Origin of the sequence: Paracoccus luteus (assembly GCF_004522155.1) — a bacterium.
Lineage (GTDB): Bacteria > Pseudomonadota > Alphaproteobacteria > Rhodobacterales > Rhodobacteraceae > Paracoccus > Paracoccus luteus.
The window spans coordinates 467,638-481,112 of the sequence record NZ_SDEA01000001.1 but is presented as its reverse complement, the minus strand read 5'-3'; the positions used below and the strand labels follow the sequence as shown (position 1 = coordinate 481,112).

At 69.3% G+C, this 13,475-nt stretch carries 17 protein-coding genes; 11 read left to right on the top strand and 6 right to left on the bottom strand.

Annotated elements, in window-relative coordinates; genetic code table 11:
* Nucleotides 1-43: 43 nt before the first annotated feature.
* Entirely contained in the window at nt 44-451 is a 408-nt protein-coding gene (gene msrB, locus EPA64_RS02325) for a peptide-methionine (R)-S-oxide reductase MsrB (protein WP_134724605.1), read from the top strand.
* On the opposite strand, the gene EPA64_RS02320 is transcribed toward msrB, so the two are convergent.
* Nucleotides 448-903 (bottom strand): outer membrane protein assembly factor BamE, encoded by a 456-nt coding sequence (locus EPA64_RS02320; protein ID WP_134724604.1) that lies wholly within the window; start codon nt 901-903, stop codon nt 448-450. The two genes, msrB and EPA64_RS02320, sit on opposite strands and share 4 nt — an antisense overlap.
* 181 nt (nt 904-1,084) lie before the next feature.
* Here EPA64_RS02320 and EPA64_RS02315 point away from each other — a divergent pair, with 181 nt between their 5' ends.
* From EPA64_RS02315 to EPA64_RS02285, 7 genes are all read left to right on the top strand, one after another.
* Nucleotides 1,085-1,660: a YceD family protein gene (locus tag EPA64_RS02315; RefSeq protein ID WP_134724603.1), complete on the top strand. Its 576-nt coding sequence runs from the start codon at nt 1,085-1,087 to the stop codon at nt 1,658-1,660.
* Between the two features lie 202 nt (nt 1,661-1,862).
* The gene (gene rpmF / locus EPA64_RS02310; RefSeq protein ID WP_134724602.1) at nt 1,863-2,069 is read left to right on the top strand and encodes a 50S ribosomal protein L32; all 207 of its coding nucleotides are present in this window, start codon (nt 1,863-1,865) and stop codon (nt 2,067-2,069) included.
* A 20-nt stretch (nt 2,070-2,089) separates the two neighbouring features.
* Nucleotides 2,090-3,199, top strand: coding sequence for a phosphate acyltransferase PlsX (gene plsX / locus EPA64_RS02305; protein ID WP_134724601.1), 1,110 nt, complete (start codon nt 2,090-2,092; stop codon nt 3,197-3,199).
* Complete coding sequence (locus tag EPA64_RS02300) at nt 3,196-4,170, top strand: beta-ketoacyl-ACP synthase III (RefSeq protein ID WP_167626561.1); 975 nt, start codon at nt 3,196-3,198, stop codon at nt 4,168-4,170. The genes plsX and EPA64_RS02300 overlap by 4 nt, the downstream gene beginning before the upstream one ends.
* Nucleotides 4,171-4,278: 108 nt before the next feature.
* On the top strand, nt 4,279-5,040 hold the full coding sequence (gene hisF, locus EPA64_RS02295; protein WP_134724600.1) for an imidazole glycerol phosphate synthase subunit HisF: 762 nt from the start codon (nt 4,279-4,281) through the stop codon (nt 5,038-5,040).
* Nucleotides 5,037-5,399 carry a phosphoribosyl-ATP diphosphatase gene (locus EPA64_RS02290; protein ID WP_134724599.1) on the top strand — a complete coding sequence of 121 codons (363 nt, stop codon included), beginning with the start codon at nt 5,037-5,039 and terminating at the stop codon, nt 5,397-5,399. Before hisF ends, EPA64_RS02290 begins: the two co-directional genes overlap by 4 nt.
* Nucleotides 5,400-5,414: 15 nt before the next feature.
* Nucleotides 5,415-5,954, top strand: coding sequence for an MgtC/SapB family protein (locus tag EPA64_RS02285; protein ID WP_134724598.1), 540 nt, complete (start codon nt 5,415-5,417; stop codon nt 5,952-5,954).
* Between the two features lie 26 nt (nt 5,955-5,980).
* On the opposite strand, the gene EPA64_RS02280 is transcribed toward EPA64_RS02285, so the two are convergent.
* Entirely contained in the window at nt 5,981-6,484 is a 504-nt protein-coding gene (locus EPA64_RS02280) for a GNAT family N-acetyltransferase (RefSeq protein ID WP_167626560.1), read from the bottom strand.
* Between the two features lies 1 nt (nt 6,485).
* The gene (rnd, locus tag EPA64_RS02275; RefSeq protein WP_134724596.1) at nt 6,486-7,667 is read right to left on the bottom strand and encodes a ribonuclease D; all 1,182 of its coding nucleotides are present in this window, start codon (nt 7,665-7,667) and stop codon (nt 6,486-6,488) included.
* A gap of 207 nt (nt 7,668-7,874) precedes the next feature.
* On the opposite strand from rnd, the gene EPA64_RS02270 reads away from it, so the two are divergent.
* From EPA64_RS02270 to EPA64_RS02260, 3 genes are all read left to right on the top strand, one after another.
* On the top strand, nt 7,875-8,534 hold the full coding sequence (locus EPA64_RS02270; protein WP_134724595.1) for a glutathione S-transferase family protein: 660 nt from the start codon (nt 7,875-7,877) through the stop codon (nt 8,532-8,534).
* Nucleotides 8,535-8,610: 76 nt separating this feature from the next.
* Nucleotides 8,611-10,581 carry a DNA topoisomerase IV subunit B gene (parE, locus tag EPA64_RS02265; protein ID WP_134724594.1) on the top strand — a complete coding sequence of 657 codons (1,971 nt, stop codon included), beginning with the start codon at nt 8,611-8,613 and terminating at the stop codon, nt 10,579-10,581.
* Nucleotides 10,582-10,752: 171 nt separating this feature from the next.
* Nucleotides 10,753-11,799 carry a DUF475 domain-containing protein gene (locus EPA64_RS02260; protein ID WP_134724593.1) on the top strand — a complete coding sequence of 349 codons (1,047 nt, stop codon included), beginning with the start codon at nt 10,753-10,755 and terminating at the stop codon, nt 11,797-11,799.
* Between the two features lie 106 nt (nt 11,800-11,905).
* Here EPA64_RS02260 and EPA64_RS02255 read toward each other — a convergent pair whose 3' ends face one another.
* The 3 genes from EPA64_RS02255 to flaF are packed head-to-tail and all read right to left on the bottom strand — an operon-like array spanning nt 11,906 to nt 13,445.
* Nucleotides 11,906-12,688: a DUF1217 domain-containing protein gene (locus EPA64_RS02255; RefSeq protein WP_134724592.1), complete on the bottom strand. Its 783-nt coding sequence runs from the start codon at nt 12,686-12,688 to the stop codon at nt 11,906-11,908.
* On the bottom strand, nt 12,685-13,086 hold the full coding sequence (gene flbT, locus EPA64_RS02250) for a flagellar biosynthesis repressor FlbT (RefSeq protein WP_134724591.1): 402 nt from the start codon (nt 13,084-13,086) through the stop codon (nt 12,685-12,687). Before flbT ends, EPA64_RS02255 begins: the two co-directional genes overlap by 4 nt.
* Nucleotides 13,083-13,445: a flagellar biosynthesis regulator FlaF gene (gene flaF / locus EPA64_RS02245; protein WP_134724590.1), complete on the bottom strand. Its 363-nt coding sequence runs from the start codon at nt 13,443-13,445 to the stop codon at nt 13,083-13,085. The genes flbT and flaF overlap by 4 nt, the downstream gene beginning before the upstream one ends.
* Nucleotides 13,446-13,475: the final 30 nt, after the last annotated feature.

Sequence of the window (13,475 nt, the reverse complement as noted above, 5' to 3'; positions counted from 1 at the left end):
CGGTTAGCCCTAGATTGTGACAAGGCGGCAACAGGAAATCGACATGACCGACAAGATCACGCGCACCGATGCCGAATGGCGCGCCATGCTGGACCCGGAAGCCTATCGCGTGACCCGCACCGCGGGCACCGAACGGCCATTCTCGCACCCGGGCTTTCCCGGCGGCGCGGGGCATTACGCCTGCGTCTGCTGCGGGGCGCGGCTGTTCGATGGCGACCAGAAGTTCGAGAGCCACTGCGGCTGGCCCAGCTTTTCCCGCGCGGGCGGCAAGATCGACGAACACCGCGACGTCACCCACGGCATGGTCCGCACCGAGGTCCGCTGCCACCGTTGCGACGCGCATCTTGGCCACGTGTTCCCCGACGGCCCGCCGCCGACGGGCCTGCGTTACTGCATCAACGGCGTGGCGCTGCGCTTTGTCCCCGAGGGGCAGGCGGAGCCCGCGGCCTAGTCGAGCAACTGCCCGGCGTTGACGTTGCCGACGTTGCGGAAAATCTGGCGGATCACGCCGACGCCGGAGACCCCGGTGTCGGTGACGCGCCGCGACAGCACGACGACGCGGCCGCTTTCCAGGCCAAAGCGTTCGACGTTGGTCACCACACCCGATTCGGCAAAGCTGATGGCCACGACCTGCCGGTCGATCTCGCGCGGGGGACGCATGCCGTAATGTTCCCAGCGCGACCCGACGTAATACCAGCTGGACCCGGTCAGCACCCCCTGCGAGCCGGGACGGCCGATCAGGCTTTCCAGTTCGTCGCGGGTGGTCTGGCCCACGACGACGGCCGCAAGCTCGTCATCGACGGGAACATAGCCGTGGTTGCGATACATGCGCGTGCATCCCGCGACGCCCAGCATCGGCAGCGCCAAGGCCGCAAGGATCATCTGCCGCCGCGTGGTGGTCATCTGCGCGTTGATCCTTGCCCCTTTGGCGCCCGGCGGGCGCGGTCTGCCGTGTGTCGCCGGCCTGCGGAACGGGGCTTCCCCCGCCGCGGTTGTTGACGCCGTCAGCGCGGCTTAGCAAACTCGGGGCTGACGCTCAAGAATGTCAGACGCTTGGCGGCACGACCCGCCGGAAAGGCCCGCCATGACAGCTTTCAACCCGACACGCGGCGACCGCCGGCCCGACGACGCGGCGGGCGGCGGTCCCTATGCGCACCGGTTGCGGGTCACGCAGCTGAACCCGCGGCAGGCCAACCAATTCGACCTGGCCCCCGACGCCGACGCCCGCGCCCGGATCGCCGAGGCGCTGGACCTGACCGATCTGCCCGCCGCCCGCATGACCGGCCGGATCGAGGCCGCGGGCGCCGACAGCTGGGCGCTGACCGCGCGGCTGACCGCCCGCGTGGTGCAGCCCTGCGTGGTGACGCTGGCCCCCGTCGCGACCGCGCTGGACGAAGAGGTGCGCCGCGCCTGGTCCCCCCATGCGACCGATCCGACCGGCGAAGAGATCGAGATGCCCGACGACGAGACCGAGCCGCTGGGTCAGGCCATCGACCTTGGCGCCGTGCTGGTCGAGGCGCTGTCGCTGGCCCTGCCGCTTTACCCCCGCGCGCCCGACGCCAGCCTGGACGACGGCGCGGCACCAGAGCCTGAGGCCGAGGACACGCGCAAGCCGTTTGCCGGGCTGGGCGACCTGCTGGCGCGGCGCGACACCGAATAGCGTCCCGCCCATCGCCACCTGCCGCGTGGCCGGTTGCGGCGCGGCGGCCGCGCGGCTAACACGGGCGTTCACCGGGACCGCGCACGCCGCGCGCCGGCCCTTTGACCTTGCAGGCCGCGGCGCGATGGCGTATTGGCGCGGTTCGATCCGAAACACTATGGGCCGGACCTGTCGCCGCGCCCCCGCCACCGAAGGTTGACACATGGCCGTCCCCCAGAACCGAGTGACCCGGTCCCGCCGCAACATGCGCCGTTCGCATGATGCGCTGGTCGCGGGCAACCCGAACGAATGCACCAACTGCGGCGAGCTGAAGCGCCCGCACCACGTCTGCCCGTCCTGCGGCCATTACGCCGACCGCGAAGTCGTGGCCCAGACGGCCGGGATCGACCTGGACGACGACGCGGCCTGATCGTCGGATCGGGCGCGCCCATGTCCTCGGCATTCGAACCTGCCGACACGCGCCGTTCCGGCGGCAGCGTCGTGATCTCGGTTGACGCGATGGGCGGCGACCGGGGGCCGGCGACCGTCATCGCGGGCATCGCCGAAAGCGCCGAAAAGAACGATGCGATCCGCTTTATCGTCCACGGCCCCGAACCCGAGCTGCGCCGCCTGATCGGCAAGCGCAAGGGACTGGCCGAACGCTGCGACATCCGCCACGCCCAAGGCGTGGTCACGATGAACGACAAGCCCGCGCAGGTGATCCGCAGCGCGCAGGACACCTCGATGTGGTCGGCGATCGAATCCGTCCGCGCCGGCGAGGCGACGGTCGCGGTCAGCTGCGGCAACACCGGGGCGCTGATGGCGCTGTCGGTGATCCGGCTGCGCAAGCTGCCCGGCGTGAACCGCCCCGCCATCGCCATCCTGTGGCCGTCGCGCAACCCGCAGGGGTTCAACGTGATGCTGGACGTGGGCGCCGACATCAAGGCCGACGCCCCGGACCTGCTGCAATACGCGATGATGGGCGCGTCCTATGCCCGGAACGGGCTGGGGCTTGCCCGCCCGCGCATCGGCCTGCTGAACGTCGGCACCGAGGAACACAAGGGCCGCGCCGAGCTGAAGCAGGCCAACGAGCTGATCGCCGCCGCCGCCCCCGAGGGGGGGTTCGAATACGCCGGCTTCGTCGAGGGCAGCGACCTGCCCGGCGCGCGCGTGGACGTGATCGTGACGGACGGCTTCACCGGCAATGTGGCGTTGAAGACCGGCGAGGGCACGGCCAAGCTGGTGGGCGACTTTTTCAAGGACGCGTTCGCCAATTCCATCATGTCCAAGTTTGCGGCCGTGCTGGCCATGACCTCGCTGAAGCGCCTGCAAAAGCGCATTGACCCCCGCCGGGTGAACGGCGGCGTGTTCCTGGGCCTGAACGGCACGGTGGTGAAATCGCACGGCTCGGCCGACGCGACGGGCGTGTCCGCCGCGATCAAGCTGGCGTTCCAGCTGGCGCAATCGGGGTTCCACGACCGCCTGGCCGCGCGGGTGGCGCAGGCCGTCGTGCAGGCCGCCGCCGCCCCGCCCGCCCCGGCCGAGGAGCAGACGCCGTGATCCGCCGTTCCGTCATCCGGTCCACCGGACATTACCTGCCCGAACGCATCGTCGAGAACAGCCACTTCGAACAGACGCTGGACACCAGCGACGAATGGATCCGCAACCGCACCGGGATCGAGCGGCGGCATTTCGCGGCCGCTGACGAACGCACCAGCCATCTGGCGATCAAGGCGGGTCAGGCGGCGCTGGACCGCGCCGGGCTGAGCGCCGGCGACATCGACGCGATCGTGGTCGCGACCTCGACCCCCGACCTGACCTTTCCGTCGGTGGCGACGATGGTGCAGGCGGGGCTTGGCATGACGCGCGGCTTTGCCTTCGACGTGCAGGCGGTCTGCGCGGGGTTCGTGTTCGCGCTGGCGAACGCCGACGGGCTGATCCGGTCGGAACAGGCCGGGCGGGTGCTGGTCATCGGTGCCGAGACGTTCAGCCGGATCATGGACTGGACCGACCGCGGCACCTGCGTGCTGTTCGGCGACGGCGCCGGCGCCGTCATCGTCGAGGCGGCCGAGGGCACCGGCACCAGCGGCGACCGCGGCGTGCTGGCGACCGACCTGAACAGCGACGGCACGCTGCGCGACATCCTGTATGTGGACGGCGGCGTCGGCTCGACCGGCACCGGGGGGTTCCTGCGGATGCAGGGCAACCTTGTGTTCCGCCATGCCGTCGAAAAGCTGGCCCAGACCGCGCACCGGGTTCTGGACAAGGCGGGGCTGGCCCCCGCCGACGTGGACTGGCTGGTGCCCCACCAGGCCAACCTGCGTATCATCAGCGCCACCGCGAACAAGCTGCAGCTGCCGATGGACAAGGTCGTGCTGACCGTGGCCGACCACGGCAACACCTCGGCCGCGTCGATCCCGCTGGCGCTGTCGGTCGCCGACGGGCAAGGCAAGTTCCGGCGCGGCGACGTCATCGTGACCGAGGCGATCGGCGGCGGCCTGACCTGGGGCAGCGTCGTCCTGCGCTGGTAGCTCCCACTGGGGGCTTCTTCTTGGCGAAAATACTCTGGGGTGAGCCGCCATCGGCGGCGAGGGGCGAAGCCCCTTTCCCCCCGGCAGCGGCCGCGCTATCACCCCGCCATGCTCAAGACCCGCATCATTCCCTGCCTTGACGTGGCCGACGGGCGCGTCGTCAAGGGCGTCAACTTCGTCGATCTGGTGGATGCGGGCGACCCCGTGGCCGCCGCCGCGGCCTATGACGCGGCGGGCGCGGACGAGCTGTGTTTCCTCGACATCCACGCCACGCATGAAAACCGCGGCACCATGTATGACCTGGTGACCCGCGCGGCCGAGCAGTGCTTTATCCCGCTGACGGTCGGCGGCGGCGTGCGGTCGCACCGCGACGTGCGCGCGCTGCTGCTGGCGGGGGCGGACAAGGTCTCGTTCAACTCGGCCGCCGTGGCCGATCCCGATGTGGTGGCCGAGGCCGCCGACCGCTTCGGCAGCCAGTGCATCGTCGTCGCCATCGACGCCAAGACCGTCGCGCCCGGCCGATGGGAAATCTTCACCCACGGCGGCCGCAAGCCGACCGGCATCGACGCGGTCGAGTTCGCCCGCACCGTCGCCGACATGGGCGCCGGAGAGATCCTGCTGACCAGCATGGACCGCGACGGCACGCGCGCGGGCTTCAACATCCCGCTGACCCGCGCCGTGGCGGACGCGGTGGACATTCCCGTCATCGCGTCCGGCGGCGTCGGCACGCTGGATCATCTGGTCGAGGGCGTGCGCGACGGCCACGCCAGCGCCGTGCTGGCCGCGTCGATCTTTCACTTCGGCACCTTCACCGTCGCCCAGGCCAAGGCCCATATGGCCGCCGCCGGCATCCCGGTGCGCCTGACATGACCGACCCGGTCCCCACGGCCGATCTTGGCGCCCTGTCGCGGCTGGCCGCGACCATCGAATCGCGCCGCGGCGCGGACCCTTCGTCCAGCTGGACCGCGCATCTGCTGTCCAAAGGCCCCGAGAAATGCGCCGAAAAGTTCGGCGAAGAGGCGGTCGAGGCGATCATCGAGGCCGTCAGGGGCGACCGCGCCCGGCTGACCGCCGAGGCCGCCGACGTGCTTTATCACCTGCTGGTCATGCTGGCCGCGCGCGACGTGACGCTGGCGCAGGTGGTCGCGGAACTGGACCGGCGCGACGGCACTTCCGGTCTGGCGGAAAAGGCGGCGCGCGCGCCGCACGGGCAGCCGCCCGTCCGCTGAACGACAGGGGACCGCATGGACATCTGGCAGGATTTCACCAATCCGATGAACTCGGTATCGATGGCCACCGCCGTGCTGCGGCTGTTGACTGCGATCCTTCTGGGCGGCGTCATCGGCTGGGAACGCGAGGTCAACTCGCGCGCCGCGGGGCTGCGGACGCATATGCTCATCTCGCTGGCGGCCGCCGCCTTTGCCATCGTCGCGATGGAGCTGACCAGCTTTCAAGCAGCCCCCGGCACCGAGATCCAGACCGACCCGCTGCGCCTGATCGAGGCCGTGACATCGGGCGTGGCCTTCCTGGCTGCCGGGTCGATCGTCATCACCGGCGCCAGCGTGCGGGGCGTCACGACCGGCGCATCCATGTGGTTGTGCGGGGCCATCGGCCTGTGCTGCGGCGTGGGCGACGTCAAGCTCGCGGGGCTGGTCACCCTGATGGCGATCGTCGTGCTGTGGCTGATCCAGCGTTTCGTCACCCCCGTGGCCGAGCAGGTGCGCGACCAGCAGGCCGACGATCACGGCACGGGCGGGGACCGGCGGGGCGACCGGGGCGGCTGACGGCGCAGCTGACGGCGCGGCGACCGTCAGCCCGCGTCGCGTTCCAGCACCCAGCCCGGCGCGGACTGCGCGCGCCCGGCGGACCGCAGCATGGTCCGGCCAGTGCGGATGAAACCCGCCTTTTCCAGCACGCGCAGCGATGCCGGGTTGTCGTCGAACACCTCGGCGCGCAACGCATGCAGGCCGAAATCCCGGCCGAGAGTGGCGACGAACGGCGGAACGATCTCGCTGGCCAAACCCTGCCCTGCGCAGGCGGGGGCAAGGAAATAGACGATCGAGGGACGCGCCCCGGCCGAGACCCCGATCGAACCGATGGTCCGTCCGCCCGCCTCGACCACCGCGCGGAACGGCGGGCGCGCGGCACCCAGGGGGAAGATGCGCGCAAAATCCTGCCGGTCCATACCCGCATGAAACAGCAGCAGCATCGGCGCAACCTGCGCGTCGGTGGCGATGTCGTAAAGCGGCGCAAGGTCGGCCGCCTCGACGCTGCGGATCAGCGTGCGCGGGGTGGCGAGCAGAAACCCCGACACCTCAGTCCACCGGCACGACCCTGATCGCGCCCCCAACCGCGGACAGCGCGATGCGCCCCTGCACCAGCCGCAGCGCGTCGTCGCCGAACACCTGCGCGCGCCATCCCGTCAGCGCCGCCATGTCGCGCCCGCCCGCCGCCAGCGCGTCCAGATCGGCCGACGACGCGATCAGCCGCGGCGCCACGTCCGCCGCGTCCGCCTTGGCCTGCAGCAGCACCCGCAGCAACTGCGACAGCGCGGCGTTGCCGGGCTTGCCCGGTTCGTCCGGCGCGGGCTTGGGCAGGTCGGTCGCCTCGACCCCCGCCCTGACCGCCGTCAGGATGCCCTGCGCGATGTCGCCCCGCCGCGCCTCGCGCAGCAAAAGCCGCGACTTGCCCAGATCCTCCTCGGTCAGGGGCTTGGCCGACGCCAGTTCGATCAGCGCGTCGTCCTTGAACACCCGCGACCGCGGCACGTCGCGGGTCTGGGCATAGATCTCGCGGAACTGCGCCAGCTCGCGCACGACCGCCAGAAACCGGGGCGAGCCCGAGCGGGTGCGAATCCGCTCCCACGCCTCATGCGGGCGGGTGATATAGGTTTCGGGGTCGATCAGCACGGCGGCCTCTTCGGCCACCCACGCCTCGCGCCCGGTCTTTTGCAGCTGCGCCGACAGATGTTCATAGATGGCGCGCAGATGGGTCACGTCGGCCAGCGCGTATTCGGCCTGCGCGGGCGTCAGCGGGCGGCGCGACCAGTCGGTGAACCGCGACGACTTGTCCAGCGGCTGGCGCGCGATCTTCTTGACCAGCGTCTCGTATCCCGCCTGCTCGCCAAAGCCGCAGACCATCGCCGCGACCTGGGTGTCGAACAGCGGATCGGGAAAGACGCCCGCGTCGTGAAAGAAGATCTCCAGATCCTGCCGCGCGGCGTGGAACACCTTGACCGTCGCGGTGTGGCGGAACAGGTCATACAGCGGCTCCAGCGACAGCCCGTCGGCCAGCGGATCGACCAGCACCGCCGGTCCGCCCTGGGCCTTGGGGCCGGACGCGGGCGGCAGCGCCATCTGGATCAGGCACAGCTTGGAATAATACGTCCGCTCGCGCAGGAATTCCGTGTCCAGCGTCACATAGGGTTGCGCCTTGGCCAGGGCGCAGAACTCGGCCAGTTCGCCGGTGGTGGTCAGGATGCGGGGGGCTGCGGACATGCGGGTGCTGGCTTTCGGATGGGGCGGGTCATCCGCCGGGTTGCCCGGGTTTAGGCGCAGCGTGGCGCGAAGGAAAGCGCGCGCCCGCAAGCAGGGCGCGCACCATGACCCGCATGCAACAGGCTGAACCCCGCGCCCGCGCCGCTTTTTGCGTTGCGCGCGGCCACGATCCGGCCTTCCCTGTCGCCACCCTGACCGGAGCCCATCATGCTGACCATCCACGGCGTAGCCCGTTCGCGCGCCTCGCGCATCATCTGGCTGTGCCACGAACTGGACCTGCCGTTCCGGCAGGTGCCGGTGATCCAGGCCTATCGCCTGCCCTTTCCCGACGCGCCGGACGCGGCCCTGAACACGGCCTCGCCGTCGTTTCTGGCCCTGTCGCCCGCAGGCGGCATCCCGGTGATCGAGGATGACGGGCTGGTGCTGTCGGAATCGCTGGCCTGCACGCTGTATCTTGCCCGCAAGCACGGCGGCGATCTTGCGCCCCGCGACGCGGCCGAGGACGCGCTGATGATGCAGTGGTCGTTCTATGGCGCGACCGCGGTCGAGCCTGACGCGCTGACGCTGATGGTCCTGCACGGGCGCGGGCAGGCGCAGTCGGGCGAGGATGCCGCGCTGGTCGCCGGCGCCGCCGAACGGCTGGTGCGCCCGATGAAGGTGATCGACGATCATCTGGCCGCCCACGGCCACCCGGTTGGCGGGCGCTTCACGGTGGCCGACCTGAACCTGGCCGAGGTCGTCCGCTATGCCCAAGGGTATGGCGCGCTGATGGAACAGTTTCCCGCCGTGCAGGCGTGGCTGGCCGACTGCCACGCCCGGCCCGCGTTCCAGCGGATGTGGCAGGCGCGGCTGGCCGAACCGGAATAGCCGCGCGGCCCTGCCCTTGCCCCGCAGGGGCGCGGCGTGGAATAACCCGCGCTGACCGCAGAACCGAAAGCAACCCATGTCCGACGATCTTCTCTCGGGTGCCGACCGCACCGCCGAAAGCTATTCCGCCGCCTCGATCGAGGTGCTGGAGGGGCTGGAGCCGGTCCGCAAGCGCCCCGGCATGTATATCGGCGGCACCGACGAACGGGCGCTGCATCATCTGGTGGCGGAAATCCTCGACAACTCGATGGACGAGGCGGTCGCGGGTCACGCCAGCCGGATCGAGGTCGAGCTGCTGGCCGACGGCAGCGTCACCGTGCGCGACAACGGCCGCGGCATCCCCATCGACCCGCACCCCAAGTTCCCCGGCAAATCCGCGCTGGAGGTGATCCTGTGCACGCTGCACGCGGGCGGCAAGTTCACCGAAGGGGCCTATCAGACCTCGGGCGGACTGCACGGGGTCGGCGCGTCGGTGGTCAACGCGCTGTCCGACGTGATGGTGGTCGAGGTGGCGCGCAACCGCGAGCTGTGGCGGCAGCGGTTTTCCCGCGGCATCCCGCAGGGTCCGGTGGAAAAGGTCGGCCCGGCCCCGAACCGGCGCGGCACGACCGTCACCTTTCACCCCGACGAGCAGATCTTCGGCCATCACCGGCTGAAGCCCGCGCGCATGATGCGGATGGCGAAGTCCAAGGCCTATCTGCACTCCGGCGTGGAAATCCGCTGGCGGTCCGAGATCGACGACGGCGAGACCCCGCGCGAGGCGGTGTTCCATTTCCCCGGCGGGCTGGCCGATTACCTGGGCGAGCAACTGGGCACGGCGTCCACCTATGCCGACCGCCCCTTTGCCGGATCGGTCGAGTTCCGCGAACGCTTCGGCGTGCCGGGCAAGGTCGACTGGGCGATCAACTGGACGCCGTCGCGCGACGGTTTCATCCAGTCCTATTGCAACACCGTGCCCACGCCCGAGGGCGGCACGCATGAGTCAGGCTTCTGGTCCGCGATCCTGAAGGGCGTGCGCGGCTATGGCGAGCTGACCAGGAACCGCAAGGCCGAGAACATCACCCGCGACGATCTGCTGACCGGGGGCTGCGCGCTGGTGTCCTGCTTCATCAGCGAACCCGAGTTCGTCGGCCAGACCAAGGACCGCTTGGCCACGACCGAGGCCGCGCGCCTGGTCGAGGGCGCGGTGCGCGACCATTTCGACAACTGGCTGGCGGCCGACACCAAATCTGCGGGCGCGATCCTGGACTTTCTGGTCCTGCGCGCCGAAGAGCGGCTGCGCCGGCGCCAGGAAAAGGAAACCGCCCGCAAGTCGGCCACGAAAAAGCTGCGCCTGCCCGGCAAGCTGGTGGATTGTTCCGCCAGCAACCGCGACGGGACCGAGCTGTTCATCGTCGAAGGCGACAGCGCGGGCGGTTCGGCCAAGTCGGCCCGCGACCGCGCGACGCAGGCGATCATGCCGATCCGCGGCAAGATCCTGAACGTGCTGGGCGCGGCCTCGTCCAAGCTGACCCAGAACCAGGAGATCGCCGACCTGTCGCAGGCCCTGGGAGTGGGCCTCGGCTCGCGGTTCAACGTGGACGATCTGCGTTACGACAAGATCATCATCATGACCGACGCCGACGTGGACGGCGCCCATATCGCGTCGCTGCTGATGACGTTCTTCTTCACCCAGATGCGGCCGCTGATCGACAAGGGCCATCTGTATCTGGCCTGCCCGCCGCTTTACCGCCTGACCCAGGGCGCGGCGCGGGTCTATGTCGCCGACGACGCCGAGAAAGAGGCGTGGATGGCGCGGGGCCTTGGCGGCAAGGGCAAGATCGACGTGCAGCGGTTCAAGGGCCTGGGCGAGATGGACGCCAAGGATCTGAAGGACACCACGATGAACCCCGCCACCCGCAAGCTGATCCGCGTCAGCATCGACGACGAGGACGGCGGCGAAACCGGCGACCTGGTCGAGCGCCTGATGGGCAAAAAGCCCGAGTTGCGCTTTCAGTTCATCAGCGAGAACGCCCGCTTCGTCGAGGAGGCGGGGCTGGACGTCTGAAACCTGTGGGCGGTCACGCAGTGCCGCTCTGGCCCGCGACCGATGCCCGGCCGTGCCCTGCGTTCGCAGGGGTGCGGGCACGTTTCTGCCCCGCGCCAAGGCCGCGCCTTGCCGCGACGGGCGCGGCCGCCTATCACGCCAAAGGCGCAGGTTGCCCGAGGCGCATGACCAGTGAAAAGCACCCTTTCATACATGACATGGCCGCTTGTCGTGACCGCAGTCGGGCTGCTGGCCGCAGCGGCGCTGGGGTTCCAGTTCACGGGCACGGCCGGCGGGGCGGCGTCGTTCTTCCTGATCGCGGCGGTGCTGGCGGTGCTGGAAATCTCGCTGTCGTTCGACAACGCCATCGTCAACGCCAACAAGCTGAAGACGATGGCCCCTGTGTGGCAGCGGCGGTTTCTGACCTGGGGGATCGTCATCGCCGTATTCGGCATGCGGGTCATCTTTCCACTGCTGGTCGTCGTCATCGCGGCGCGGATCGGGCCGCTTGACGCGATCAGCCTGGCCGCGACCCAGCCGGCGCGCTATGCCGAACTGATCGGCGCTGCGCATCTTCCGATCGCGGCGTTCGGCGGGTCGTTCCTGATGCTGGTCGGGCTGAACTATTTCTTCGACCAGTCCAAGGAGGTCGACTGGATCGGCGGGCTGGAGCGCAGCCTGCGTGCGGTCGGGTCGGTCCGCGGGATGGAGATCGGCTTTGTCCTGGTCGTCGTGCTGAGTTTCACCATTCTGCTGCCCGAGGCCGAGAAAGCCCGCTTCATGTTCGCCGCCCTGTGGGGGATCGTCACCTATCTTGCGGTGGATGCGCTGGGGCAGGTGCTGGATCATTGGGGCGGCTCGGGGGTTGGTGGCGCGGCGGCGCAAGGCGGCTTCGGCGCGTTCCTGTATCTCGAGGTGCTGGACGCATCCTTCAGCTTTGACGGTGTGATCGGGGCCTTTGCCCTGACGCAGAACCTGTTCCTGATCGCGATCGGCCTGGGCATCGGCGCGATGTATGTGCGTTCGATGACGGTGATGCTGGTGGAAAAGGGCACCCTGGCCGAGTTCCGCTATCTCGAGCACGGCGCCTTCTGGTCGATCCTCATCCTGTCCGTGGTGATGTTCGCCCAGACCATGTGGCACATCCCCGAGGCGGTCACCGGCCTGTTCGGCGCGGGCGTGATCGGGCTGTCCTTCCTGTCCTCGCTGCGCTGGAATCGCGAACACGCAGGAAAGTGACGGTCGCATGGGGCGGGCGGACCGCGCCGGTCGGTCTCGTCCCGTCGACCAGCCCTGCCATTCAGTGTTCCGTTGCCACGCGCGGTATCCTTCGATTGTGTTGCCCTCAACTCGTCAGCAACGTCAGCGCCGCGCTATAGGATGACTGCGAAGGCGTGACGTTCCCGGCCGTCAGCAGAAACCTTTGGATCAGCTTTTCCACCTTTGCAGGATCGGCAAGGACGCCGGGCGACGCGGAGCCGAGCAGCCGCTCACTCCTGCCCTGAAGCTCCAGAAGCTGGCGGTCCAGAGGCAGCTTGGCGAAGCTGCTGCCCAGGTTGAACGCCCCCTCGACAACCTTGCGCAGCGGGGTCGAGCCCAGGATCGTGTACCACTTCGTGGCATCCGTGGACCCGGAGGCGGCCAAGGGGGGCAACTCGCGCCGGGCGTTCATCGCCAGGCGCAGATTGCCGTCCACCGTTCCGACCCGCCGTTCAAGTTCCGCATCGACATGGCGGGCGATGATGGCGTCGGCAAAGCCGGCGGTCGTCGTCTTCGGCGTGCTGCCGTCAAAGCGAAACACCTCGGCCAGCGCTCTGTATCGCTTGTCGCTGAGCCTGTTAACCAAGCTTTTGGGGTCGTCCAGATCCGATTCAAGCACCTTTCGGATGAAGAAACGGCTGTTGAGGTCGTTCTCGAGCCCGAACGCCGTCAATGTCGTCTTGAGGAGCCGGAAATCACCGACAAGCTGTTCGGCGGACTGCACGGTGCCGATCGTCTCGCGATAGTGGCGGCCGGCCTGCGCGACGGCCGGATCGCGGGCGATCATCGCCTTTTGCTGGTCGGCCGTCCGGTTCAGCAGGCGCCAGCCGGCATAGCCGCCCGTTCCGACGAACGGCTGAAAGCTCATGTCGCCTGCGCGAACAACCGCGCCTCTCGCGGCAGCAGGCTGCGCAGGTGGCGCAGCGCCTGATAATAGTTGCCCGCGATCGCGTCGGTCGTCGCCCCATCCAGCGCCATCCGGCTGTCGCGGTCGTCGAACACCTGCGACAACTGCTCGATCCCGCGCAGCAGGTCACGCCGGCCCTCGGCCGCGCCGACGTCCTCGGACAGGATCAACTGCGCAAGATAACACACCCGCGCAACGGGGGTCGCGACGGCATCGGGATGGATTGCCTCCTTCAGTCGCAGGATGTTGGCGTTGGGCGACTTGATCGACAGCCGGGCCCGGCGTTCGCCATTCTCGATCACCGCGCCGTTGACCAGCACCCGCTCGCCGGGGGCAAGCTTGAGGATCAGGCCGCTCATGGCGCGACCTCGCCCCGAAGGCCCTTCATGATGGTCAGGTTCACGTCGATCAGGGCGTCGGGGCTGATGCCGCGCGCCATGACCGCCTGACCGTGGCGGATGGAAAAGATGGCCAGCGACAGCAGGCCAGCGCGCAGCGGGTCGGGCAGACCGTTGTCGGCCTCGGCCAGGTCCGACGCCAGGATCTGCCACAGCTGCGTGTTGAGATGCGCGGCCGCCGCAAGCGAGCCGTGGCCCTGCGCGGCCTGCTGCAGCTGTCGCGTCGCACGCGCGAACGCGTCATATTCGATGTCGCGCGGGGTCCGGATCTGTTCGGTCCCAAAGCGGCGGGTGGAAAAGCCTGTCGGGTGGGCGGTCAAGGATCGGCTCCTGGTTGGGCTGGGGGGACG

Coding starts and splice junctions, on each gene's coding strand:
- msrB (WP_134724605.1), top strand. CDS start 44: ATGACCGACAAGATCACGCGCACCGATGCCGAATGGCGCGCCATGCTG.
- EPA64_RS02320 (WP_134724604.1), bottom strand. CDS start 903: ATGACCACCACGCGGCGGCAGATGATCCTTGCGGCCTTGGCGCTGCCG.
- EPA64_RS02315 (WP_134724603.1), top strand. CDS start 1,085: ATGACAGCTTTCAACCCGACACGCGGCGACCGCCGGCCCGACGACGCG.
- rpmF (WP_134724602.1), top strand. CDS start 1,863: ATGGCCGTCCCCCAGAACCGAGTGACCCGGTCCCGCCGCAACATGCGC.
- plsX (WP_134724601.1), top strand. CDS start 2,090: ATGTCCTCGGCATTCGAACCTGCCGACACGCGCCGTTCCGGCGGCAGC.
- hisF (WP_134724600.1), top strand. CDS start 4,279: ATGCTCAAGACCCGCATCATTCCCTGCCTTGACGTGGCCGACGGGCGC.
- EPA64_RS02290 (WP_134724599.1), top strand. CDS start 5,037: ATGACCGACCCGGTCCCCACGGCCGATCTTGGCGCCCTGTCGCGGCTG.
- EPA64_RS02285 (WP_134724598.1), top strand. CDS start 5,415: ATGGACATCTGGCAGGATTTCACCAATCCGATGAACTCGGTATCGATG.
- rnd (WP_134724596.1), bottom strand. CDS start 7,667: ATGTCCGCAGCCCCCCGCATCCTGACCACCACCGGCGAACTGGCCGAG.
- EPA64_RS02270 (WP_134724595.1), top strand. CDS start 7,875: ATGCTGACCATCCACGGCGTAGCCCGTTCGCGCGCCTCGCGCATCATC.
- parE (WP_134724594.1), top strand. CDS start 8,611: ATGTCCGACGATCTTCTCTCGGGTGCCGACCGCACCGCCGAAAGCTAT.
- EPA64_RS02255 (WP_134724592.1), bottom strand. CDS start 12,688: ATGAGCTTTCAGCCGTTCGTCGGAACGGGCGGCTATGCCGGCTGGCGC.
- flbT (WP_134724591.1), bottom strand. CDS start 13,086: ATGAGCGGCCTGATCCTCAAGCTTGCCCCCGGCGAGCGGGTGCTGGTC.